Genomic DNA, 22,965 nt, shown 5'->3' on the forward strand with positions numbered 1-22,965 from the left:
CCGGCGCGCCTGCACCGCGCGGGGCGAAAAAAGACGGCCGGCGGACCGTCTTGTGTCCCTTTGGCGCCCGGCGGCGCGGGCGCCAAGGCGTGCTCAGCCGCGGCCGGCGACCCAGCGGGCGGTCGCTTCGGCAACGCGCCGGCCGAATGCCTTGCCGGTCTCGAGGTCGCCCGGCAGCGGGCCCTCGTCGGGCGTCGAATCCGCCGGCGACTGCGCGAGCAGGCCCGTCGAGCCGCCCAGGTAGTTGATGTCGTTGCGCGTGGCCGCCTTCGAGTTGGCCGGCATCAGGCTCGTGCCGACCCATACCATTCCATGCTGCATCGACAGCGTGACGAAATATTGAATCGTCGAGAACTTGTCGCCGTTCATCGTCGCGGAGTTCGTGAAGCCCGCGGCGATCTTGTCCTTCCATTTCTGCGTGAACCACGCTTTCGACGTCGCATCGGCAAACTGCTTGAACTGTGCCGACGGGCCGCCCATGTAGGTCGGCGCACCGAAGACGATCGCGTCGGCCGCATCGAGCGCGGCCCAGCCCGCGTCGTCGACGTCGCCGACGGCGAGCAGGCGCACGGTCGCGCCGGCTTCCTGCGCGCCCGCGTGCACGGCCTCGGCCAGTTTCTGCGTGTGACCGTAGCCGCTGTGAAAGACGATGACGATGTTCGACATGAAGCGCTCTCCAGAAAGGAACGGGAACGGCGGCCGCAGGCGCGCCGCGTCACGCGTCGCCGGCGGGCGGCGCGACGGATGCGCGGCGTGGCGCCGCGACTGGTGACGACCAGTCTAGCAAGCCGAAATGACGGGAAAACGCGCGCTCGCGGAGTATGTCGTGCCGCGGCGGCCGGCAATCGCGTTGCGGCGGCGCGCAATGCCCGGCGCCCGATGCGCATTACTGCCCGTAGTTGACCGTGAGTTGCGCGGTGCCGATCGCCAGCGTGCCGATCTCGTGCTCGAACATCGGCGCGGGGCGGCCCTGCGCGACGCGCAGGTCGCCGCCTTTCAGCGCATAGACGGTGATCACGTAGCGGTGCGGCTTGCCGGGCGGCGGGCACGGGCCGCCGTAGCCGTCGATCCCGAAGTCGTTGCGCGCCTCGCTCGCGCCGATGCGCTGCAGGAATCCGGACGCGCTCGCGTCGGCGGGCAGGCTCGTGACCGTCGCCGGAATGCCCGCCACGGCCCAGTGCCACCAGCCGTGCCCCGGTGCATCGGGATCGAAGACCGTGACCGCGTAACCGTGCGTGCCGGGCGGCGGGTTGTGCCAGGTGAGTTGCGGTGAGCGGTTGCCGCCCTTGCAGTCGCCGCGGTCGAACACGTTCGCGGCGGGGACGCGCCCGCCCGGGCTCAGGTCGTCGCTCGTCACGGTGAACGGACCTTCCGCATGCGCGGGCAGGGCAGCGAGGGCGACGGCATAAAGGAGGGCGGCGAGGAATGGCGACGGGCGACCCGATGGCGCAGGCGGAGTGATCCGGCGATCCACACGCATATGGCGCTTCTCCCGTCACGTGGGCCGGACCGATGCGTCCGGCATTGTTGGCGTAGTGCGTTGCCTGCGCAGCTGATGGCAGCGATGGATCAAGTCTAGCATTAGGGTTCGATGAGCGATGCACGCCGCGACCCGCGGTCGCGATCGTTTCCTGCGCGGATCGACGGGCGAAAAAAAACCGCCCGCGATGAAGCGGGCGGCTGGTTCAGCCAGGACGCCGGCCAGCGGGCCGACGCGGCGTCAGTCCTTCGGGGAGGTCGCGCCGCCGTGCGCAGCCGACCACTCGGCCGGTGCGTGCAGGAATTTCTCGACTTCGTCGAGCGTCTTCGTCTCGAAGTAGCCCGATGCCTTCGCGACGCGCAGCACGTCCCACCACGTGGCGAGCGCGTGCAGGTCGACGTCGATGTCCTTCAGGACCGACACGCTTTCCTTGAAGATGTTGTAGTGGAACAGCACGAAGCAGTGGTTCACCGTCGCGCCTGCGGTGCGCAGCGCGTTGACGAAGTTGATCTTGCTGCGGCTGTCGGTCGTCAGGTCTTCCACCAGCAGCACGCGCGAGCCTTCTTCCAGATGGCCTTCGATCTGCGCGTTGCGGCCGAAACCCTTCGGCTTTTTGCGCACGTACTGCATCGGCACCATCATCCGGTCCGCGATCCATGCCGCGAACGGGATGCCGGCCGTCTCGCCGCCCGCCACCGCATCGATCTGCTCGAAGCCGATGTCGCGCGTGATCGTCGTTTCCGCCATTTCCATCAGCGCGCGGCGCACGCGCGGATACGAAATCAGCTTGCGGCAGTCGATATAGACGGGGCTTGCCCAGCCGGACGTGAAGATGAACGGTTTTTCTGCATTGAAGTGCACTGCCTGTACTTCGAGCAGGATTTTGGCGGTCGTATCCGAGATCGACTGACGATCGTAGCCTGTCATGGGCATTCCTTGGGTGATGAGCGAAGAGCGGGCGCGGGCCCGGTGGCGCAGCAAGGGGAACCTGCCCAGGGGGCCGGGGCGCGATCGGACGGCCAATCGCATCGCTGCGCGCGTAGCCGGCTATTTTACCCGATTCAGGCCGGTTTTCGGCGGAATTCGCGCAGGTTCGCCGCGCGGCTCACCGCCGGCGAAACAAGCGGGGCCGGACCGCCCGCGCGCTGATGCGGAGGATGCGGCGCTGCACCAACATGCGCCATGCGCGGGGTGTACACTAGGCGACCCTTAGAAATCGTTCAGTACTTTGTACTTTCCTCTTGCCACCCGCCAAGGTTCGATGGCGTGCCGACCCGGCGCGTCGCGTGCCGTCTCGCAGTCGATTACCCCCTCGATTCAAGCAGACGCGGCCGAAGGTGCTGTGTACTGAACCGTCAATATTTCGCATGTCTCTCGCAGGTCAATCATGGACGAACAACTGAAGCAGGCCGCACTCGCTTATCACCTGAACCCGAAACCCGGCAAGATTTCGGTCACCCCGACCAAGCCGCTGTCGAACCAGCTCGATCTGTCGCTCGCGTATTCGCCGGGCGTCGCCGCGGCGTGCGAAGCGATCCACGCCGATCCGCTCGACGCGCAGAAGTACACGTCGCGCGGCAACCTCGTCGGCGTCATCACGAACGGCACTGCCGTGCTCGGCCTCGGCAACATCGGCCCGCTCGCCGCGAAGCCGGTGATGGAAGGCAAGGGCTGCCTCTTCAAGAAATTCGCGGGCATCGACGTGTTCGACATCGAACTGTCGGAGTCCGACCCCGACAAGCTCGTCGAGGCGATCGCGATGCTCGAGCCGACGCTCGGCGGCATCAACCTCGAGGACATCAAGGCGCCGGAATGCTTCTATATCGAGCAGAAGCTGCGCGAGCGCATGAAGATCCCCGTCTTCCACGATGACCAGCACGGCACCGCGATCATCGCGTCGGCCGCGATCCTGAACGGCCTGAAGGTCGTCGGCAAGAAGCTGTCCGAAGTGAAGCTCGTGTGCTCGGGCGCCGGCGCCGCGGCGATCGCGTGCCTGGACCTGCTGGTGAACCTCGGCCTGACGAAGTCGAACATCCTCGTCGCCGATTCGAAGGGCGTGATCTACGAAGGGCGCGGCAACCTCGATCCGTCGAAGCAGCGCTATGCGGCGACCACCGACGCACGCACGCTCGCCGACGCGATCGTCGGCGCGGACGTGTTCCTCGGCTGCTCGAGCGCGGGCGTGCTGAAGCAGGACATGGTCAAGACGATGGGCGACCGCCCGCTGATCCTGGCGCTCGCGAACCCGGAGCCGGAAATCCGCCCGGAAGACGCGAAGGCCGTGCGCCCGGACGCGATCGTCGCGACCGGCCGTTCGGACTACCCGAACCAGGTCAACAACGTGCTGTGCTTCCCGTTCATCTTCCGCGGCGCGCTCGACGTCGGCGCGACGACGATCACGGAAGAAATGAAGCTCGCGTGCGTGCGCGCGATCGCCGAGCTGGCCCAGGAAACCGACCAGAGCGAAGAAGTCGCGAAGGCGTATGAAGGCCACTCGCTCGAATTCGGGCCGGACTACCTGATTCCGAAGCCGTTCGACCCGCGCCTGATCATCAAGATCGCGCCGGCCGTCGCACAGGCCGCGATGGATTCGGGCGTCGCGACGCGTCCGATCCAGGACATGGATGCCTACCGCGAGCAGCTCGGCGCGACCGTCTACCGCACCGGCATGGTGATGCGCCCGGTGTTCGCGACCGCGAAGCAGAAGCAGGCCCGCATCGTGTTCGCCGAGGGCGAGGACGAGCGCGTGCTGCGCGCCGCGCAGTTCGTGCTGCAGGAGAAGATCGCGAAGCCGATCATCGTCGGCCGTCCGTCGGTCGTCGACATGCGCCTGCAAAAGATCGGCTCGAAGCTGAAGGCCGGCACCGATTTCGAGATCGTCGATCCGGAAGACGATGCGCGCTATCACCGCTACTGGCAGGCGTATCAGGAGATCGGCGCGCGCGATGGCGTGACGCCGGAAGTCGCGAAGGCCGCGATGCGCAAGTTCAACACGCTGATCGGCGCGATGCTCGTGCACCAGGGCGACGCGGACGGGATGATCTGCGGGATGATCGACACGTTCCACAGCCACCTGAAGTTCATCGAGCAGGTGCTGGGCCGCGCGAAGGGCGCCGAGCACTTCGCGGCGATGAACCTGCTGATGCTGCCGGGCCGCAACCTGTTCGTGTGCGATACGTACGTGAACGAGCTGCCGAGCGCCGAACAGCTCGCCGACATGACGATCCAGGCGGCGGCCGAGATCGAGCGCTTCGGCATTGTGCCGAAGGCTGCGCTGCTGTCGAACTCGAACTTCGGCAGCGCGCCGTCGGCATCGTCGCGCCGGATGGGCGAGGCTCGCAAGCTGATCGTCGAACGTGCGCCGAACCTGGAAGTCGACGGCGAAATGCACGGCGACGCGGCGCTGTCGGAAATGATCCGCAAGCAGGCATTCCCCGGCACGACGCTGTCGGGTGAAGCGAACCTGCTCATCATGCCGAACGTCGAAGCGGCGAACATCGCGTACAACCTGCTGAAGATGGTCGGCGGCGAAGGCGTGACGGTCGGCCCGTTCCTGCTCGGCGCAGCGAAGCCGGTCCACATCCTGACGCCGGCCGCGACCGTGCGCCGGATCATCAACATGACGGCTGTTGCCGCCGCGAACGTGAACACGAAGTAAGTCCACGCCCGCGTGTGCCGCGCTTCGCGCGCGGCGCAATGGAAAACGCCACGGAACGCAGGTTCCGTGGCGTTTTTTTTATCGTGACGCGAACCGGCAGCAGCTCGCCGGCGGGCCTCCGGACCGCGAATGCGCGCCGTGTGCCGTTACGCGACCTGCTGGTGCGGCTGGCCGCCGGCCGGCGCCCGCCACTGCGCGAGCAGCGTGTTCCACTTCTGGCGTACCGCGCGCAGGTTGTTCTCCTTCACGTGGCCGTAGCCGCGAATGCCGTCCGGCAGCGCCGCAAGTTCGAGGGCGAGCGGGCGGTTGGCCGCGTTCAGCTTGGCGAGCACCTCGCCGATCAGCGCTTCGTACTCGCCGATCAGCGCACGCTCGGTGCGACGCTCCTCGGTGCGGCCGAACGGGTCGAGCCCCGTGCCGCGCAGGAACTTCGCCTTCGCGAGCAGCCGGAATGCCGACATCATCCACGGGCCGTATGCCTTTTTCACGAGATGGCCGTGCGCGTCCGTCTTCGCGAACAGCGGCGGCGCGAGGTGGAATTTCAGCTTCCAGTCGCCTTCGAACTGCGCGGACAGGCGCGCGAGGAACGCGGGATCGGACTGCAGCCGCGCGACCTCGTATTCGTCCTTGTACGCCATCAGCTTGAACAGGTTGCGCGCAACCGCCTCGGTCAGCTGTTCCTGCACCGTGTCGCCGTCTGCCAGCGCGCGCTCGGCCGCGCGCACCTTGTCGACGAATGCCGCATAGCGTGCTGCGTACGCGGCGTTCTGGTACGCGGTGAGGAATTCCACGCGCTTCGCGATCAGCGCGTCGACCGCCTTCTTCGTGTGCAGCGAAATCACCGTGGCGCCTTGCGCGGGGCGCGCGTCGCCGGCCGCGGCCTGCTTCACGCTCGCCAGGTCGTGCGCGGCGCGGCGGCCCCAGTCGAATGCCGCACGATTCTTCTCCACCGATACCGCATTCAGTTCGATCGCGCGGACGAGCGACGCGAGCGTGAGCGGCAGCCAGCCTTTCTGCCACGCGTAGCCGAGCACGAACGGGTTCGTGTAGATCGCGTCGCCGAGCAGCGCGACCGCGAAGCGGTTCGCGTCGATGAAATCGACGGCTTCGCCGGCAGCCGCACGGATGTCGTTCTCGGCGGACAGGCCGGGGAACGCCCAGTTCGGGTTCTTGATGAACTCGGCGGTCGGCGTCTGCGCGCTGTTGACGACCACGCGCGTCGCGTCGTGCCGCATCCGCGACGTGCACTCGTCGCCGGCCGTGACGATCGCGTCGCAGCCGATCACGAGGTCGGCTTCGCCCATCGCGATCCGCGTGGCGTGGATGTCGGTCGGCGCGTGCGAGATCTGCACGTGGCTCATCACGGCGCCGCCCTTCTGCGCGAGGCCGGTCACGTCGAGCACGGTCACGCCCTTGTTTTCCAGGTGCGCGGCCATCCCGAGCAGCGCGCCGATCGTGACGACACCCGTGCCGCCGACGCCCGTGACGAGCACGCCGTACGCGCGGTCGATGTCCGGCAGCGTCGGCTCAGGGATCGGCGGCAGTGCGTTGCCGTCGACCGACACGGCCTTCGGCTTCTTCAACTGGCCGCCCTCGACCGTGACGAAGCTCGGGCAAAAGCCCTTCACGCACGAGAAGTCCTTGTTGCAGCTCGACTGGTTGATCTGGCGCTTCGTGCCGAATTCGGTTTCCAGCGGCTCGACCGACAGGCAGTTCGACTGCACCGAGCAGTCGCCGCAGCCTTCGCACACCGCGTCGTTGATCACGACGCGCTTCGCCGGGTCCGGATACGTGCCGCGTTTGCGGCGGCGGCGTTTCTCGGTTGCGCAGGTCTGGTCGTAGATCAGGATCGTCGTGCCTTCGATCTCGCGCAGCTCGCGCTGCACGTCGTCGAGCTGGTCGCGATGGTGAATCGTCACGCCCGGCGCGAGCAGCGCCTTCTGGCTGTCGTACTTCTCCGGCTCGTCGGTGACGATCACGATCTTCTTCGCGCCTTCGGACGCGAGCTGGTGCGTGATCTGCGGCACCGTCAGCACGCCATCGACCGGCTGGCCGCCCGTCATCGCGACCGCGTCGTTGAAGAGGATCTTGTAGGTGATGTTCGCCTTCGACGAGATCGCCGCGCGCACCGCCAGCAGGCCCGAGTGGAAGTAGGTGCCGTCGCCGAGGTTCGCGAACACGTGCTTCTCGTCCGTGAACGGCGCCTGGCCGATCCACGGCACGCCTTCGCCGCCCATCTGGCTGAAGGTGCTTGTGCTGCGGTCCATCCACACCGTCATGTAGTGGCAGCCGATGCCGGCGATCGCGCGCGAGCCTTCCGGCACGTTGGTCGACGTGTTGTGCGGGCAGCCCGAGCAGAACCACGGCTTGCGCTCGGTCTGCACGTGCGGCTTCGCGAGCGCCATTTCCTTCGCGTTGATCACCGCGAGCCGCGCGGCGATGCGCGCGCGCACGTCGGACGGCAGCTCGAACTTCTCGAGGCGCGTCGCGATCGCCTTCGCGATGATCGCGGGCGACAGCTCGTAGTGCGCGGGCAGCAGCCAGTTGCCCATCGGCACCGACCATTCGCCGCCGGCGCCGTCCTTCTCGTCGAACTTGCCGAACACGCGCGGACGTTGCCCGTCGGGCCAGTTGTACAGCTCTTCCTTGATCGCGTATTCGAGGATCTGGCGCTTTTCCTCGACGACGAGGATTTCGTCGAGGCCGCGCGCGAACGCCTGCGCGCCCTGCGCTTCGAGCGGCCACACGCAGCCGACCTTGTAGAGGCGGATGCCGATCCGCGCGCAGGTTTCGTCGTCGAGGCCGAGGTCGGTCAGCGCCTGGCGCACGTCGAGGTAAGCCTTGCCGCCGGTCATGATCCCGAAGCGCGCGTGCGGGGAGTCGATCTCGATGCGGTCGAGCTTGTTCGCGCGCACATAGGCGAGCGCCGCGTACCACTTGTAGTCGAGCAGCCGTGCTTCCTGCACGAGCGGCGGGTCGGGCCAGCGGATGTTCAGCCCGCCTTCCGGCAGGATGAAGTCGGTCGGCAGCACGATCTCGGTGCGATGCGGGTCGATGTCGACCGACGCCGACGATTCGACGACGTCCGTCACGCACTTGAGCGCGACCCACAGGCCGGAGTAGCGGCTCATCGCCCAGCCGTGCAGGCCGAAATCGAGATACTCCTGCACGTTGGACGGGAACAGCACCGGCAGCCCGCAGGCCTTGAAGATGTGTTCGGACTGGTGCGCGAGCGTCGACGATTTCGCCGCGTGGTCGTCGCCTGCGAGCACCAGCACGCCGCCGTGCTGCGACGAGCCGGCCGAGTTCGCGTGCTTGAATACGTCGCCCGTGCGGTCGACGCCCGGGCCCTTGCCGTACCACATGCCGAATACGCCGTCGTGCTTTGCGCCGGGGTACAGGTTCACTTGCTGCGAGCCCCACACGGCGGTGGCGGCGAGATCTTCGTTGAGGCCGGGCTGGAAGACGATCTGGTGGGCTGCCAGGTGCTGCTTGGCTTTCCAGAGCGACAGATCGAGGCCGCCGAGCGGTGAACCGCGATAGCCGGAGATGAAGCCGGCGGTATTGAGGCCGGCGGCGCGATCGCGTTCCTGCTGGAGCATCGGCAGGCGCACGAGGGCCTGGATCCCGCTCATGTACGCGCGACCGCGTTCCAGTGTGTATTTGTCGTCAAGCGTGACGGACTTCAGCGCGGCTTCCAGCGATGCGCGTTGGCCTGCGTCTAGCGGGGCATTCATTAACTGTCTCCTCCACCCAGTTTGGGATCACCAAAACTCGACTGCCTCGGGCATCTTGTGGACGCGTCGGCAGTGGCCGGCATATTGGCCGGTTTCAAGCGATGGTAGCACTGGGGCAAACCCGCCGCCCATCGGACAAAATGCGGCGGCGCGCCGGTGAAAAAGGGCATGACCATGCGTTACATCATGTAAATGCATGTAAAGCCGCCCCCATTTGCGGGCAAATGCCGTTAATCTTGTCGGCCTGCCGGAGGCGCCCGGCCGCGTGGGTTCGTTTCGACGCAATCGGGGAGGCGCCGGCAGTTTTACAGGAGGTGCAATGAACACACGTCATATCCAGAGTTTCCTGATCGTGTCCGCCGCGTTTTTCTCGATGACCGGCCCGGTGCACGCGCGAGGCGCGAGCGCACTGGCGGCAGCCGGCGCGCAGATGCAGCGGATCGTGCCGGCCCAGGACGCCGCCGCGCAGCCGTCGGCCGAGCGCGCCGTCGAGTCGAAGGCGAACGCGCGTTGATCCGGTCGCGCGGCCTTGCGGGCCGCGCCGGAATGCAAAAAGGGCGGGAATCGGAGGATTCCCGCCCTTTTTTTGTGCCGCCGGATCGTGCGGGCTGGCCCGGGTTGCCCCGGGCCGCCGCCCGCCGGATGCGTCAGGCCTTGTCCTGCACGACGCCGCGGCGGATCTGGTCGAGTTCGATCGATTCGAACAGCGCCTTGAAGTTGCCTTCGCCGAAGCCCTGGTTGCCCTTGCGCTGGATGATCTCGAAGAAGATCGGCCCGATCTGGTTCTCGGTGAAGATCTGCAGCAGCAGGTCGTCGCGCGCGCCGTCGATCAGGATCTTGCGCTTCTTCAGTTCTTCCAGCGATTCGCCGTGGTTGGGCACGCGGCGGTCGACCAGTTCGTAATACGTGTCGATCGTGTCGAGCAACTTCACATCCTTGTCGCGCAGGCCATCGACCGCCTGGTAGATGTCGGTGGCGCCGAGCGCGATGTGCTGGATGCCTTCGCCGTGGTACGCGTCGAGGTATTCCTGGATCTGGCCGGCCGTATCCGAGCCTTCCTCGTTGATCGGGATGCGGATCTTGCCGCACGGCGACGTCATCGCCTTCGACTTCACGCCCGTCACCTTGCCTTCGATGTCGAAGTAGCGCACTTCGCGGAAATTGAACAGGCGCTCGTAGAACTCGGCCCATTCCTGCATGCGGCCGCGATGCACGTTGTGCGTCAGGTGGTCGATGTAGGTGAGGCCATGGCCGACCGGGTTCGGGTTCGCGCCGGCGATCGGCTCGAAGTCGACGTCATAGATGCTGATGTCGCCGATTGCGCCCGGTTGCGCACCGTTCTTGCCGCGCCAGCGGTCGACGAAGTAGATCAGCGAATCGCCGATGCCCTTGATCGCCGGGATGTTCAGCTCCATCGGGCCGGTCTTGTTGTCGAAGCCCCATGCGCCGAGGTCGAGCGCGCGCTTATATGCCTTCGCGGCATCCTGCACGCGGAACGCGATCGCGCAGATCGACGGGCCGTGCAGGCGCGCGAAGCGTTGTGCGAACGAATCCGGTTCGGCGTTGATGATGAAGTTGATGTCGCCCTGGCGGTACACCGTCACGTCCTTGTGGCGGTGGCGCGCGATCGCGGTGAAACCCATCCGCTCGAACAGTTGTCCGAGCGCTTTCGGGTCCGGTGCCGTGTATTCGATGAATTCGAAGCCGTCGGTGCCGACGGGGTTGTCCCAGTTCGGGATCTGCATGGCGTGTCTCCTGTGGGGGCGATCGGCCGGGGCGACGTGCGCAATTCCGGCCTGGTTCGATGTCGAACGTGGCACACGCGGCCGCGTGCGCGACGAATCGGTACGTGCGACAGAGTGTAGCGGGCAGCCGCGAGCGTAAACTTGCGAACTTAATTGCCTGAACCTACGATGGCGCAATTTCCAGTCTCTGAATACTCATTGGAGGGCAGAAGATGGCGCAAGCCGAATTGGATGCCATCGACCGGCGGATTCTCGCGATTCTTCAGGAGAACGGGCGCCTGTCGAACCAGGAGATCGCCGAGCGCGTGAACCTGTCGCCGAGCCCGTGCCTGCGGCGCATTCGGCGGCTCGAGGAGATCGGCGTGATCACCGGCTATGTCGCGCTGCTGAATCCGCAGAAACTCGGGCTCGACCTGCTCGCGTACGTAAGCGTGCGGCTCGAGAAGCGCGGTGGCCTGGCGCCGGCGCGGGCCGACGAGACGTCGGCGCGTGCGGGTGCGACCCATGCGGAGCTGTTTCGCGCGGCCGTGCAGACCTGGCCGGAAGTGGTCGCGTGCCACGCGATGACGGGGGATATGGATTACCTGCTGCGCGTGCAGGTCGAGGACATGGCGCATTTTTCCCGCTTCGTGCAGGAGCACTTGCTGCATCACCCGTCGGTGATCGACGTGAAGACGAGCTTTTCGCTCGATTGCTTCAAGGAGACGACGGCGTTGCCAATTCGTTCGGTGCGCTAGTGCGCGGTGGGGCAGGGAGGGGCCGGGCGCGCCGCTGGCGCAGCCCGGCTGGCCGACATTACGCCGTCAGGGCGGCGGGCATCAGCGATTCGATGAACTTCGTGGTGCGGCGCGCCTGGCGCTTCATTGCGTAGTCGAACACCGCGGCCTGTTCCTGCAGCATCTCGGCGATGATCGTCGAGTGATCGGCCGGCGGCAGCGACAGGTACGCATCGGCTTCGCCGTACGCGTACTCGATCCGCATCCCGGACTTTTTCGCGATGTGCATCATCGTCGCGTTACGCGACAGGCAGTGCATGTACAGCATCGTCACGTGCGTGTTGCGGCTGCGGATCGCCGCGCGCTCGAACAGCTTCGAGCCGACACCACGGCCGCGTGCGCTTTCGAGCACCGACACACCGAATTCGGCCGTGCGCTTGTCGCCGTCGGCCGGCAGGTAGGCCAGGTGGCCGACGCCGATCAGTTCGAGGTCGTGGTCGAACACGCCGAACACGGTGTCGCGGCCGAAGTCGATCGTGCGGACATAGTTCTCGATCACGTGGTCGGGCACCATCTGGCCGAAGCGCAGCAGGCGGTCCTCTTCGTCGAGCGAGAGAAAGTGGGTGAGCATCTGCTCACGGTCTTTGGAAGCCAGTTCCCTTACGAGAACCGGCGCACTACCGGCGGTGCCGACGACATCGGCGGGGCCGTTCAATTGCGTGTTCATCGTGGGTTCCTCAATGTGTGACCGTACAGCGGGTTGTGCAACGCAACAGCATTTTACCCGACCGTCAGCCCCCGGATTGGGGAAAACCCGTATTTGACCTTGTTTGTACTGGAGGATGAATTCTAAATCTGCTTAGTTAATCTCGCATCTATTTGATTTTTAACAGATTTAAAATTCATCATATGAAATGCGCGACGGGCGGCCGCAGTGTGCCCGTCTTGCAACGCTTGCTGCTGTGCGGCAATCAGGCGGCCGTCGACAGCCCGCGCTCGATCAGGTCGATCACCTGCTCGGCGAAGTCGCGGTAGCCGAGGCGGCCGCCGGGCTTCAGCCATGTGAACGTCCAGTTGATCATCCCGAACACCATCATCGTCACGGACGTCTGGTTTTCCTTCGAGATGCGGTCCGGGTATGCGCGCGCGAGCTGCCGCGTGAACGCGGCGACGATGTCGCGCTGACGGTCGAGCACGATTTCGCGCTGCGCGTCCTCGAGGTACTTCACGTCGTTGAGCAGCGCGACGTGGCGGCTGTGCGACGTTTCGTACTCGGCGAGGAACGCGCGTACCAGCTCCGCGAACGCGTCGCGCTCGCTGAGGCCGCGTCGCTGGCTCGCCCCTTCGACCTCGGCGATGATCAGCATCAGCCGTTTCGTGTAACGGTCGAGCAGGTCGAACAGGATCGCTTCCTTGCTCTCGTAATAGTGATAGAGGCGTGCCTTCGACGTGCCGCTCGCGGTCGCGAGATCGGACATCGACGTGCTCGGGTAGCTCGTCTGCGCGAATTTCTCGGCGGCCAGATCGAGGATCTGCTCGCGCTGGGATTCGTGGTCGGGCGCTCGGGTACGGGCCATGGTCGAATGCGGAAGATTAGCGGTGCGTGGTGGCCGCGCGGGTTGCGCGCACCTGCGTGGAAGAGAGTGCGTCGGGCGCGTCGTCCTGCAGCTCGAGCCGGCCGGCCGCCGCGAGTTCGCGGCAGCGCCACCAGGCGATCGAGTCGCTGACGAACAGCCCGCCGCGGTCGGCGTCGGCCATGATGCTGCCGACGAGGCGCCCCGCGGGCCGCCAGTCGGTTTCCGCACGCGCGACGATCAGCGCGTCGAGATCCGCATAGTGGCCGCTCTTGATCGTGTTGCTGACCCAGTAGCGCAATTCGGCGTTCTGGTGCTTCGCCTCCTGCCATTCGAGCGCGAGGCGGCCGATGCGCAGCACCGAGATCGGCGCGGCTACCGGGCGCTTCCGCGCCAGTTCGGCGGGCGAGAACATGCCGGTCGCACACGCCTGGTCGGTGCGCGACAGCGCCGCGCGCTGCGCCGAGACGAGGTCGGCGGCCGACAGTCGCACTTCGTTCAGGCGTTGCGGGACGTTGCGCAGGTGATAGGCGACGCGGCGCAGCAGCAGTTTGTCGCCGACGCTCGGCGCATGCCACACGACCACCTGGCCCGTATCCGTCGCGAGCTGGTCGAGGCGCGCGAACTCGCCTTCGATCTCCGCGTTCCAGTCGGGAATCTGGTCGCCGAGCACGCGCTGCCAGAAGGCGGCGCGCGTGTCGGGCGTCTCGTCGGCGCCCTTGAGCGGCCCGACCCCGAGATCGTCGAGCAATCCGACGACGCGCTCGTCGCGTCCGGCTTGCGCGAGTGCCTCGCGCAGCGACGCGGCGGCGGTGCCGCCCTGAATCACATGAATGGTACTCATCGGCCTGTCGTCAACAAAAGAAAACCGCCGGCCGGGCGGACATTGCGATGTCCAGCCGGCCGGCGGCCCCTAGTGTAAGCGAGATGTGTGACGGCGAGAAACCGTCCGGCGCCGCGACGCGACGTCGCTCAACGCTCGTCGAAGCTCACGACGACCTTGTCGCTGATCGGGTGGCACTGGCACGTGAGCACGAAGCCGTCCTTCACTTCATGCGCTTCGAGCGTGTAGTTCTTTTCCATCCGCACTTCGCCCTCGAGCACCTTCGCACGGCAGGTGCAGCACACACCGCCCTTGCACGCATACGGCAGCGCGAGGCCCGCACGCAGGCCGATATCGAGCAGGCTCACGCCTTCGTACGGCAGCCGCAGCTTGCGCTTCTTGCCGTCGAGCACGATTTCCAGGTCGGCGGCCGGCGTCTGGTCGGTGATTTCGACGACCGGCGCGCCGGCCTGCGGCAGCGGCGTGCCGAAGCGCTCGACGTGCACCTTCGCCTGCGGCACGCCGGCTGCCTTCAGCGCGGCCTCGGCCGCATCCATCATCGGCGCGGGGCCGCAGATGAACGCCTCGTCGATCGCGTCGGCCGGCGTCAGCGTGTCGAGGAATTCCGCGCATTTCGCCTGGTCGAGCACGCCGTTGAACAGCGCGACGTCCTGCTGGTCGTCCGACAGCACGTGATAGAGGACGAAGCGGTTCATGTAGCGGTTCTTCAGGTCCTCGAGCTCCTCCGCGAACATGATCGCGCCGACGCTGCGGTTGCCGTAGATCAGCGTGAATGTGCTGCGCGGCTCGAGTTCGAGCGTCGTCTTCACGATCGCGAGCACCGGCGTAATCCCGGAACCGCCGGAAAACGCGACGTACTGCTTGCCGTGATCGGCGTTCAGGTGGGTGAAGAAACGGCCGTCCGGTGTCATCACGTCGATCGTGTGGCCTGGCTTGAGCGAGTCGAACGCGAAGTTCGAGAAGCGGCCGCCGCGCACGCGCTTGATGCCGATGCGCAGTTCGCCGTCGCGGTCGTAGTCCGTGGTGCCGACGCAGATCGAATACGAGCGTCGCGTTTCCTCGCCGTCGATGTGGGTCTTCAGCGTGACGAACTGGCCTTGCGTGAAGCGGTACGCATCGCGCAGCTCGGGCGGCACGTCGAAGGAGACGGTGACGGCGTCGGCGGTCTCGGGCCGCACGTCGCGGATACGCAGCGGATGAAATTGCGGGGTCGCCATATCGATTAATAAGGTTTGAAGTAGTCGAAGGGTTCGCGGCAGTCGACGCAGCGATACAGCGCCTTGCAGGCCGTGGAAGCGAATTGCGCGAGACGCTCGGTGCGGGCTGAGCCGCAGCGCGGGCACGCGGGCGCCGCGACCGGCCGCGGCACGAAGCGCACGACGCTTTCCCGCGGCGCGGCGGTGCCGCACTGGCCGACAGGCGGCGCGATGCCGTACGCGCGCAGCTTGTCGCGCGCTTCCTGCGTGATCCAGTCGGTCGTCCACGCGGGCGCGAGCACCGTCTCGATCCGGTGCGGCGGGAGGTCGGCGGCCTGCAGCGCGGCGGCGATGTCCTCCGCGATCTGCGACATGGCCGGGCAGCCCGAGTAGGTCGGCGTGATCACGACCTCGAGCTGGCCGTCGTCCGCGCGGCGGACGTCGCGCAGGATGCCGAGCTCGCGGATCGACACGACCGGAATCTCGGGATCGGGCACGGCTTCGAGCACGTCCCATGCACGGGCGAGCAGCGGGTCGGCGCGGTGCGCGGTGGGCGAGACATGAGCGGGGGCGGTCTGGACGGACATCGTCGGGCTCCGTGGCGTCGGGGTTACCAGGTCGCGCCGGGGTGCTGGCGTGCAAGGCTTTGCATTTCGGCGAGCAGGTAGCCCATGTGTTCCGAGTGCTCGCCCTGCTTGCCGGTCGTCACATGCTGCACGGGGGCCGGCGGCGTGAGCGTCGCTTCCGCGAGCGCGTCGTCCACGTCAGCGCGCCATGCCGCTTCGAGCGTGGCCGGTGCGGGGGCGATGCCCTCGGCTGCGACCGCGTCGTCGATCGCATCGGCGGCGAAGAATTCGCGCGTGTACGGCGTCAGGTAGTCGAGCGCGTCCTGCGCGCGACGGTGCGATTCGTCGGTGCCGTCGCCGAGGCGGACGAGCCACTCGCGTGCGTGCTGCACGTGATAGCGGGTTTCCTTTACCGACTTCGCGGCGATCGCGGCGAGCTGCGTGTCGGTCGACGTTTCGAGCGCGGTCCACACGTGCAGCATCAGTACCGAGTACAGGAAGTTGCGCACGATCGTCACCGCATAGTCCTTGTCGGCGTGCGCGGTGCCGGCGAGCGGGCCGTAGTGCGGCAGCTCGGCGAGCGTGAAGTTCGCGAACTCGCGCTCGGTGCGGAAGTAAGCGTAGTCGTCCTCGGTCTTCGTTGCGCCGGTGAGCTGGCGCTCGAGTTCGGCCGCGTGCGTATACAGCATGCGTGCCTGGCCGATGAGGTCGAGGCTCATGTTGGTGAGCGCGATGTCTTCCTCGAGGATCGGGCCGTGGCCGCACCATTCGGCGTTGCGCTGACCGAGGATCAGCGTGTTGTCCGCGAGGCGCAGCACGTAGGAGAGGTGTTCGGGCGTGATCGTCATGGCGCGGGCGTTACATGTGGTTGACTTCGTCGGGCAGCGTGTAGAACGTCGGGTGACGGTAGATCTTGTCGCCGGCCGGCTCGAACAGCTCGGCCTTCTCGCTCGGATCGGACGCGGTAATCGCCGACGACGGCACCACCCAGATGCTCACGCCTTCCTGGCGGCGCGTGTAGACGTCGCGCGCCATGCGCAGCGCCATCGACGCGTCGGCGGCGTGCAGGCTGCCGCAATGCTTGTGGTCGAGCCCCTGCTTGCTGCGCACGAACACTTCCCAGATCGGCCATTCCTTGTTCATCACTTTCTCCTGAATCCTGAATTCGATGGTGTGCCGCCGCTCAGGCGGCGTGCTGTTCGGCGCGCGCGCGGCGCTTTGCTTCGTGGGCGAGTGCGGCTTCGCGCACCCATGCGCCGTCCTCGTGCGCTTTCACGCGGGTCGCGAGGCGTTCCTTGTTGCACGGGCCGTCGCCGTTGACCACGCGCCAGAATTCGTCCCAGTCGATCGTGCCGTAGTCGTGATGGCCGCGCGCCTCGTTCCACTTCAGGTCGGGGTCGGGCAGGGTCACGCCGAGGACTTTCGCCTGGTCGACCGTCGCGTCGACGAACTTCTGCCGCAGGTCGTCGTTCGTGATCCGCTTGATGCCCCATTTCGCGGACTGATTGCTGTGGACCGAATCGGCGTCGCTCGGGCCGAACATCATCAGCACCGGCCACCACCAGCGGTTCACGGCCTGCTGGACCATCGCGCGTTGCGCGTCGGTGCCCTTCATCATCGACAGCAGCGCGTCGAAGCCCTGGCGCTGGTGGAACGATTCTTCCTTGCACACGCGGATCATCGCGCGCGCGTACGGGCCGTACGTGCAGCGGCACAGCGGGATCTGGTTCATGATCGCCGCACCGTCGACGAGCCAGCCGATCACGCCGACGTCGGCCCAGGTCGGCGTCGGGTAGTTGAAGATGCTCGAATATTTCGCCTTGCCGGCGTGCAGTGCGTCGATCAGCGAATCGCGCGATACGCCGAGCGTTTCGGCCGCGCTATAAAGATAGAGGCCGTGGCCGGCTTCGTCCTGGACCTTCGCGAGCAGGATCGCCTTGCGCTTCAGGCTCGGCGCGCGCGAGATCCAGTTGCCTTCGGGCAGCATGCCGACGACTTCCGAGTGCGCGTGCTGCGAGATCTGGCGAACCAGCGTCTTGCGATAGGCGTCGGGCATCCAGTCCTGCGGTTCGATCTTGCCGTCGGCGGCCATGACCGCATCGAACCGCGCCTGCTCGGGCGACTCGGCTGCGGCGTCGAGCGGCGCGACATTGCCGGGGATGTCGAGGGATTGCGTGTACATGGCGAGATTCTCGTCCGGTTGAATGTGTGCGAAGTATAAACCAACCGACCGGTCGGTTAATAAATTTCTTGAGGATTTGCGGCGAGATTCGGGTAAACGAGGGACGTCGGGGCGCGATCCGGTGGCATCGTGCTGGTCTGGCGCGTGGGGTTCGCGTCTTCTGCGGCACAATGCCCGCTTTCCGACGAGGATTTTGCCGATGTCATTCCGAAGCAGTATCGCCGCGGCCGTGCTGGGTGCGGCCGTCTTTGTCTCGCCGCTCGTGGCGTCGGCCTCGGCCGAGCCGGCCGGATGGGTGGCCGCGTGGGCGACCGCGCTGCAGCCGATTCCCGACCTTGCCGCACCGCCGCCGCTTTATCGTGCGCCCGACGTGGCCGGACGGGCCGTGCGCCAGATCGTGTATCCGACGGTGTCGGGGCGTGCCGCACGGATCCGCGTCAGCAATGCGTACGGTCGTGCGCCCCTGGTCGTCGAGGCGGCGAGCCTCGCGCGCGCCGGGGAAGGGGCGGCGCTTGTGGGCGCGGCGGTGCCGGTCCGGTTCGACGGCAAGGCGTCCGTGACGCTGGCGCCGGGCCAGGAACTCGAAAGCGATCCGGTGGCGATTGACGTGGCGGCCGGGCGGCCGTATGCGATCAGCCTCCAGATGGGGCCGAACCAACGGATGACGGTCTGGCACCGCGTGTCGAACCAGTTCAATTACGTGTCTGCACCGGGGGGGCACGTGAGTGATCCGGGCGCCGCCGCGTTCCGCGCCCGTTTTACCCAATATGCATGGGTGACCGAGCTCGCGGTCGAGGCCGGCTCCGCGCGTGCCAGCGTAGCGGCGATCGGCGATTCGATCACCGACGGGCTGCGCTCGAGCGTGAACCGGAACCACCGCTGGCCGGACGCGCTGGCGCGTCGGCTGAGCGCCTCCGGCGTGGAGTCGATCGGCGTCGCGAATCTTGGTATCAGCGGGAACCGGCTGCTCAGCGATTCGGCGTGCTACGGCACGTCGCTGGCATCGCGATTCGAACGCGATGCACTATCGCGCGCGGGCGTGAAGGCCGCGATCGTGCTGATCGGGATCAACGACATCAACTTTGCGGCGATGCCGCCGCGCGCGGGGCTCGATTGCGACCACCCGCATACGCAGGTCACGGCTGCATCCTTGATCGACGGCTACCGCCGGCTGATCGACGCGGCGCACCGGCAGGGTGTGAAGGTCTTCGGTGCGACGCTGACGCCGGCTGGGCTACCGGCGGGGCGCGAGGCGATCCGGCTCGAGGTGAACCGGTGGATCCGGAGCGGTAGCGGGTTCGACGGCGTGGTGGACTTCGATGCCGTGCTGCGCGATCCGGCGCGCCCGAGCGTGCTGCAGCGTCGATACGATAGCGGGGACGGCATTCATCCGAGCGACGCCGGCTACGCGGCGATGGCCGATGCGGTGTCGATCGAGCAACTGCAGGCAGTGGTGGGCGGCAAGTGACGCGCCTCTATATATAGAGGGAAGTGTTGCCGGCGACCGGGAGGTCAGCAGCATCACGCGGCCCGTCGAGCCCCCAGCCCCCGTGCGCGACAGCGCACGGGGCTTTTTCAAAATATTTTCACAAAGGGGCTTGCGTGGTTGGGGGCGGGTGCTTAGAATCACGCCTCTTTCGCGCTAACGGTAACGCGGCGCGGGAGAGGGAAGCAGGGTCGGTGGTGTGCGGCAGTGTGGCGCGCGCTACTGGCCTGGAAGTTGAGCCCCGCAGTCGCAACGCTGGTGTTAAAAAGTTGTTGACGAGCTGCGAAACACGGTTCATAATCTCGCTTCTCTGCTGCTGAAAACGCAGCGCTGCCGGGAGCCACGAAGTTCCTCGCAGAATGCTCTTTAAAAATTAACAGCCGATAAGTGTGGGCGCTTGATGGAAGCGAGCTGATCCTCGGATCAGATAGCAAAAGTATCAAGAGTCTCACACTAAAGTAAGTCAGGTTTATGAAGCAATTCATATTCCTGTCAGCTTTGAGTGAGCGACCGGTTCGAAAGAACCGAAAACAGTAACAGGTTTAAACTGAAGAGTTTGATCCTGGCTCAGATTGAACGCTGGCGGCATGCCTTACACATGCAAGTCGAACGGCAGCACGGGTGCTTGCACCTGGTGGCGAGTGGCGAACGGGTGAGTAATACATCGGAACATGTCCTGTAGTGGGGGATAGCCCGGCGAAAGCCGGATTAATACCGCATACGATCTACGGATGAAAGCGGGGGACCTTCGGGCCTCGCGCTATAGGGTTGGCCGATGGCTGATTAGCTAGTTGGTGGGGTAAAGGCCTACCAAGGCGACGATCAGTAGCTGGTCTGAGAGGACGACCAGCCACACTGGGACTGAGACACGGCCCAGACTCCTACGGGAGGCAGCAGTGGGGAATTTTGGACAATGGGCGAAAGCCTGATCCAGCAATGCCGCGTGTGTGAAGAAGGCCTTCGGGTTGTAAAGCACTTTTGTCCGGAAAGAAATCCTTGGCTCTAATACAGTCGGGGGATGACGGTACCGGAAGAATAAGCACCGGCTAACTACGTGCCAGCAGCCGCGGTAATACGTAGGGTGCAAGCGTTAATCGGAATTACTGGGCGTAAAGCGTGCGCAGGCGGTTTGCTAAGACCGATGTGAAATCCCCGGGCTCAACCTGGGAACTGCATTGGTGACTGGCAGGCTAGAGTATGGCAGAGGGGGGTAGAATTCCACGTGTAGCAGTGAAATGCGTAGAGATGTGGAGGAATACCGATGGCGAAGGCAGCCCCCTGGGCCAATACTGACGCTCATGCACGAAAGCGTGGGGAGCAAACAGGATTAGATACCCTGGTAGTCCACGCCCTAAACGATGTCAACTAGTTGTTGGGGATTCATTTCCTTAGTAACGTAGCTAACGCGTGAAGTTGACCGCCTGGGGAGTACGGTCGCAAGATTAAAACTCAAAGGAATTGACGGGGACCCGCACAAGCGGTGGATGATGTGGATTAATTCGATGCAACGCGAAAAACCTTACCTACCCTTGACATGGTCGGAATCCTGCTGAGAGGTGGGAGTGCTCGAAAGAGAACCGGCGCACAGGTGCTGCATGGCTGTCGTCAGCTCGTGTCGTGAGATGTTGGGTTAAGTCCCGCAACGAGCGCAACCCTTGTCCTTAGTTGCTACGCAAGAGCACTCTAAGGAGACTGCCGGTGACAAACCGGAGGAAGGTGGGGATGACGTCAAGTCCTCATGGCCCTTATGGGTAGGGCTTCACACGTCATACAATGGTCGGAACAGAGGGTTGCCAACCCGCGAGGGGGAGCTAATCCCAGAAAACCGATCGTAGTCCGGATTGCACTCTGCAACTCGAGTGCATGAAGCTGGAATCGCTAGTAATCGCGGATCAGCATGCCGCGGTGAATACGTTCCCGGGTCTTGTACACACCGCCCGTCACACCATGGGAGTGGGTTTTACCAGAAGTGGCTAGTCTAACCGCAAGGAGGACGGTCACCACGGTAGGATTCATGACTGGGGTGAAGTCGTAACAAGGTAGCCGTATCGGAAGGTGCGGCTGGATCACCTCCTTTCCAGAGCTTCTCGCAAAATTGAGCGCTCACGCTTATCGGCTGTAAATTTAAAGACAGACTCAGGGGTCTGTAGCTCAGTCGGTTAGAGCACCGTCTTGATAAGGCGGGGGTCGTTGGTTCGAATCCAACCAGACCCACCATTGTCTTGTCTGGCGGTAAGTACCTGAGGCATCTGTACTCATGGGGGCATAGCTCAGCTGGGAGAGCACCTGCTTTGCAAGCAGGGGGTCGTCGGTTCGATCCCGTCTGCCTCCACCAATCACCAACGCTAAGGGCTTGGTTCAGACGCTGAACCGAGAATTTTGCATTGGCGATTGAGCCAGTCAGAGTGATACGTCTTACGTATCGGCTGTCGTTCTTTAACAATCTGGAAGAAGCAAGTAATTTGGATAGCGGAAGCGTCTTGAGATGGACGTGAAAGTTATCCGGGTTGTGATTGTATCGATGTATCTCAAGATGATTCGAACTCTATGTTTGACTCGATTTTGGAATACGGCACAACGCGAGAACTCAACCTGTAACGAGACAGACTCGTTATAGGGTCAAGCGAACAAGTGCATGTGGTGGATGCCTTGGCGATCACAGGCGATGAAGGACGCGGTAGCCTGCGAAAAGCTACGGGGAGCTGGCAAACGAGCTTTGATCCGTAGATGTCCGAATGGGGAAACCCGGCCCTTTTGGGTCATCCTAGACTGAATACATAGGTCTAGTGAAGCGAACGCGGTGAACTGAAACATCTAAGTAACCGCAGGAAAAGAAATCAACCGAGATTCCCAAAGTAGTGGCGAGCGAAATGGGATGAGCCTTGCACTCTTTATTTGTATTGTTAGCCGAACGCTCTGGAAAGTGCGGCCATAGCAGGTGATAGCCCTGTAGGCGAAAACAGTATGAAAGAACTAGGTGTGCGACAAGTAGGGCGGGACACGTGAAATCCTGTCTGAAGATGGGGGGACCATCCTCCAAGGCTAAATACTCGTGATCGACCGATAGTGAACCAGTACCGTGAGGGAAAGGCGAAAAGAACCCCGGGAGGGGAGTGAAATAGATCCTGAAACCGCATGCATACAAACAGTCGGAGCCTCGCAAGGGGTGACGGCGTACCTTTTGTATAATGGGTCAGCGACTTACGTTCAGTAGCAAGCTTAACCGTATAGGGCAGGCGTAGCGAAAGCGAGTCCGAATAGGGCGTTCAGTTGCTGGGCGTAGACCCGAAACCAAGTGATCTATCCATGGCCAGGATGAAGGTGCGGTAACACGTACTGGAGGTCCGAACCCACTAACGTTGAAAAGTTAGGGGATGAGCTGTGGATAGGGGTGAAAGGCTAAACAAACTTGGAAATAGCTGGTTCTCTCCGAAAACTATTTAGGTAGTGCCTCGTGTCTCACCTTCGGGGGTAGAGCACTGTCATGGTTGGGGGGTCTATTGCAGATTACCCCGCCATAGCAAACTCCGAATACCGAAGAGTGCAATCACGGGAGACAGACATCGGGTGCTAACGTCCGGTGTCAAGAGGGAAACAACCCAGACCGCCAGCTAAGGTCCCCAAATATAGCTAAGTGGGAAACGAAGTGGGAAGGCTAAAACAGTCAGGAGGTTGGCTTAGAAGCAGCCACCCTTTAAAGAAAGCGTAATAGCTCACTGATCGAGTCGTCCTGCGCGGAAGATGTAACGGGGCTAAGCTATATACCGAAGCTGCGGATGCG

At 64.4% G+C, this 22,965-nt stretch carries 17 protein-coding genes, 2 tRNA genes and 2 rRNA genes; 8 read left to right on the forward strand and 13 right to left on the reverse strand.

Going from position 1 to position 22,965, the window contains the following annotated elements; translation table 11 throughout:
- Window positions 1-93: 93 nt before the first annotated feature.
- From HWX36_RS35000 to HWX36_RS35010, 3 genes are all read right to left on the reverse strand, one after another.
- Window positions 94-666 (reverse strand): flavodoxin family protein, encoded by a 573-nt coding sequence (locus HWX36_RS35000; protein ID WP_175958313.1) that lies wholly within the window; start codon window positions 664-666, stop codon window positions 94-96.
- 220 nt (window positions 667-886) lie between these two features.
- Window positions 887-1,480 carry a YbhB/YbcL family Raf kinase inhibitor-like protein gene (locus tag HWX36_RS35005; RefSeq protein WP_175958314.1) on the reverse strand — a complete coding sequence of 198 codons (594 nt, stop codon included), beginning with the start codon at window positions 1,478-1,480 and terminating at the stop codon, window positions 887-889.
- A 240-nt stretch (window positions 1,481-1,720) separates the two neighbouring features.
- Window positions 1,721-2,407 (reverse strand): orotate phosphoribosyltransferase, encoded by a 687-nt coding sequence (locus HWX36_RS35010; RefSeq protein WP_011350651.1) that lies wholly within the window; start codon window positions 2,405-2,407, stop codon window positions 1,721-1,723.
- 460 nt (window positions 2,408-2,867) lie between these two features.
- On the opposite strand from HWX36_RS35010, the gene HWX36_RS35015 reads away from it, so the two are divergent.
- Complete coding sequence (locus tag HWX36_RS35015; protein ID WP_175958315.1) at window positions 2,868-5,138, forward strand: NADP-dependent malic enzyme; 2,271 nt, start codon at window positions 2,868-2,870, stop codon at window positions 5,136-5,138.
- Between the two features lie 146 nt (window positions 5,139-5,284).
- On the opposite strand, the gene HWX36_RS35020 is transcribed toward HWX36_RS35015, so the two are convergent.
- Complete coding sequence (locus tag HWX36_RS35020; RefSeq protein ID WP_175958316.1) at window positions 5,285-8,875, reverse strand: indolepyruvate ferredoxin oxidoreductase family protein; 3,591 nt, start codon at window positions 8,873-8,875, stop codon at window positions 5,285-5,287.
- Between the two features lie 319 nt (window positions 8,876-9,194).
- Here HWX36_RS35020 and HWX36_RS35025 point away from each other — a divergent pair, with 319 nt between their 5' ends.
- Window positions 9,195-9,389: a hypothetical protein gene (locus HWX36_RS35025; protein WP_175958317.1), complete on the forward strand. Its 195-nt coding sequence runs from the start codon at window positions 9,195-9,197 to the stop codon at window positions 9,387-9,389.
- Between the two features lie 133 nt (window positions 9,390-9,522).
- Here HWX36_RS35025 and hppD read toward each other — a convergent pair whose 3' ends face one another.
- A complete protein-coding gene (gene hppD / locus HWX36_RS35030; RefSeq protein WP_175958318.1) occupies window positions 9,523-10,620 on the reverse strand; it encodes a 4-hydroxyphenylpyruvate dioxygenase in 1,098 nt (365 codons plus the stop codon).
- Between the two features lie 212 nt (window positions 10,621-10,832).
- On the opposite strand from hppD, the gene HWX36_RS35035 reads away from it, so the two are divergent.
- Window positions 10,833-11,357, forward strand: coding sequence for an Lrp/AsnC family transcriptional regulator (locus HWX36_RS35035; protein ID WP_175958319.1), 525 nt, complete (start codon window positions 10,833-10,835; stop codon window positions 11,355-11,357).
- A gap of 58 nt (window positions 11,358-11,415) precedes the next feature.
- Here the strand turns inward: HWX36_RS35035 and HWX36_RS35040 are convergent, their stop codons facing one another.
- The 8 genes from HWX36_RS35040 to paaA all read right to left on the reverse strand — a co-directional run bounded on the left by HWX36_RS35040 (window position 11,416) and on the right by paaA (window position 17,698).
- The gene (locus tag HWX36_RS35040) at window positions 11,416-12,063 is read right to left on the reverse strand and encodes a GNAT family N-acetyltransferase (protein WP_175958320.1); all 648 of its coding nucleotides are present in this window, start codon (window positions 12,061-12,063) and stop codon (window positions 11,416-11,418) included.
- Window positions 12,064-12,307: 244 nt separating this feature from the next.
- Window positions 12,308-12,913, reverse strand: a complete 606-nt coding sequence (locus HWX36_RS35045; RefSeq protein ID WP_006482923.1) for a TetR/AcrR family transcriptional regulator — start codon at window positions 12,911-12,913, stop codon at window positions 12,308-12,310.
- Between the two features lie 16 nt (window positions 12,914-12,929).
- Window positions 12,930-13,754 carry a DUF1835 domain-containing protein gene (locus tag HWX36_RS35050; protein ID WP_175958321.1) on the reverse strand — a complete coding sequence of 275 codons (825 nt, stop codon included), beginning with the start codon at window positions 13,752-13,754 and terminating at the stop codon, window positions 12,930-12,932.
- A gap of 128 nt (window positions 13,755-13,882) precedes the next feature.
- Window positions 13,883-14,971 (reverse strand): 1,2-phenylacetyl-CoA epoxidase subunit PaaE, encoded by a 1,089-nt coding sequence (gene paaE, locus HWX36_RS35055; protein ID WP_175958322.1) that lies wholly within the window; start codon window positions 14,969-14,971, stop codon window positions 13,883-13,885.
- A gap of 5 nt (window positions 14,972-14,976) precedes the next feature.
- Window positions 14,977-15,537, reverse strand: coding sequence for a 1,2-phenylacetyl-CoA epoxidase subunit PaaD (paaD, locus tag HWX36_RS35060; protein ID WP_175958323.1), 561 nt, complete (start codon window positions 15,535-15,537; stop codon window positions 14,977-14,979).
- A gap of 23 nt (window positions 15,538-15,560) precedes the next feature.
- A complete protein-coding gene (gene paaC / locus HWX36_RS35065) occupies window positions 15,561-16,364 on the reverse strand; it encodes a 1,2-phenylacetyl-CoA epoxidase subunit PaaC (protein ID WP_175958324.1) in 804 nt (267 codons plus the stop codon).
- 10 nt (window positions 16,365-16,374) lie between these two features.
- A complete protein-coding gene (gene paaB, locus HWX36_RS35070) occupies window positions 16,375-16,659 on the reverse strand; it encodes a 1,2-phenylacetyl-CoA epoxidase subunit PaaB (protein WP_027788585.1) in 285 nt (94 codons plus the stop codon).
- A gap of 40 nt (window positions 16,660-16,699) precedes the next feature.
- Window positions 16,700-17,698: a 1,2-phenylacetyl-CoA epoxidase subunit PaaA gene (paaA, locus tag HWX36_RS35075; protein WP_039366897.1), complete on the reverse strand. Its 999-nt coding sequence runs from the start codon at window positions 17,696-17,698 to the stop codon at window positions 16,700-16,702.
- Window positions 17,699-17,897: 199 nt separating this feature from the next.
- On the opposite strand from paaA, the gene HWX36_RS35080 reads away from it, so the two are divergent.
- From HWX36_RS35080 to HWX36_RS35100, 5 genes are all read left to right on the forward strand, one after another.
- Window positions 17,898-19,166, forward strand: a complete 1,269-nt coding sequence (locus HWX36_RS35080; protein WP_175958325.1) for an SGNH/GDSL hydrolase family protein — start codon at window positions 17,898-17,900, stop codon at window positions 19,164-19,166.
- Window positions 19,167-19,728: 562 nt separating this feature from the next.
- Window positions 19,729-21,261 (forward strand): 16S ribosomal RNA (locus HWX36_RS35085).
- 63 nt (window positions 21,262-21,324) lie between these two features.
- Window positions 21,325-21,401: transfer RNA gene (locus HWX36_RS35090), tRNA-Ile, on the forward strand.
- A gap of 42 nt (window positions 21,402-21,443) precedes the next feature.
- A tRNA-Ala gene (locus HWX36_RS35095) sits at window positions 21,444-21,519 on the forward strand.
- Window positions 21,520-21,801: 282 nt separating this feature from the next.
- A 23S ribosomal RNA gene (locus HWX36_RS35100) occupies window positions 21,802-22,965 on the forward strand; the annotation flags it as partial.

Source organism: Burkholderia sp. BCC0405 (assembly GCF_902833075.1).
Classification (GTDB): domain Bacteria; phylum Pseudomonadota; class Gammaproteobacteria; order Burkholderiales; family Burkholderiaceae; genus Burkholderia.

Bases quoted from the DNA above. Each gene is read 5' to 3' on its own strand.
- paaE (WP_175958322.1), bottom strand. From the start codon at position 14,971: ATGGCGACCCCGCAATTTCATCCGCTGCGTATCCGCGACGTGCGGCCC.
- HWX36_RS35000 (WP_175958313.1), bottom strand. From the start codon at position 666: ATGTCGAACATCGTCATCGTCTTTCACAGCGGCTACGGTCACACGCAG.
- paaA (WP_039366897.1), bottom strand. From the start codon at position 17,698: ATGTACACGCAATCCCTCGACATCCCCGGCAATGTCGCGCCGCTCGAC.
- HWX36_RS35050 (WP_175958321.1), bottom strand. From the start codon at position 13,754: ATGAGTACCATTCATGTGATTCAGGGCGGCACCGCCGCCGCGTCGCTG.
- HWX36_RS35010 (WP_011350651.1), bottom strand. From the start codon at position 2,407: ATGACAGGCTACGATCGTCAGTCGATCTCGGATACGACCGCCAAAATC.
- HWX36_RS35045 (WP_006482923.1), bottom strand. From the start codon at position 12,913: ATGGCCCGTACCCGAGCGCCCGACCACGAATCCCAGCGCGAGCAGATC.
- paaD (WP_175958323.1), bottom strand. From the start codon at position 15,537: ATGTCCGTCCAGACCGCCCCCGCTCATGTCTCGCCCACCGCGCACCGC.
- paaC (WP_175958324.1), bottom strand. From the start codon at position 16,364: ATGACGATCACGCCCGAACACCTCTCCTACGTGCTGCGCCTCGCGGAC.
- HWX36_RS35020 (WP_175958316.1), bottom strand. From the start codon at position 8,875: ATGAATGCCCCGCTAGACGCAGGCCAACGCGCATCGCTGGAAGCCGCG.
- hppD (WP_175958318.1), bottom strand. From the start codon at position 10,620: ATGCAGATCCCGAACTGGGACAACCCCGTCGGCACCGACGGCTTCGAA.
- paaB (WP_027788585.1), bottom strand. From the start codon at position 16,659: ATGAACAAGGAATGGCCGATCTGGGAAGTGTTCGTGCGCAGCAAGCAG.
- HWX36_RS35080 (WP_175958325.1), top strand. From the start codon at position 17,898: ATGTCATTCCGAAGCAGTATCGCCGCGGCCGTGCTGGGTGCGGCCGTC.
- HWX36_RS35015 (WP_175958315.1), top strand. From the start codon at position 2,868: ATGGACGAACAACTGAAGCAGGCCGCACTCGCTTATCACCTGAACCCG.
- HWX36_RS35005 (WP_175958314.1), bottom strand. From the start codon at position 1,480: ATGCGTGTGGATCGCCGGATCACTCCGCCTGCGCCATCGGGTCGCCCG.
- HWX36_RS35025 (WP_175958317.1), top strand. From the start codon at position 9,195: ATGAACACACGTCATATCCAGAGTTTCCTGATCGTGTCCGCCGCGTTT.
- HWX36_RS35040 (WP_175958320.1), bottom strand. From the start codon at position 12,063: ATGAACACGCAATTGAACGGCCCCGCCGATGTCGTCGGCACCGCCGGT.
- HWX36_RS35035 (WP_175958319.1), top strand. From the start codon at position 10,833: ATGGCGCAAGCCGAATTGGATGCCATCGACCGGCGGATTCTCGCGATT.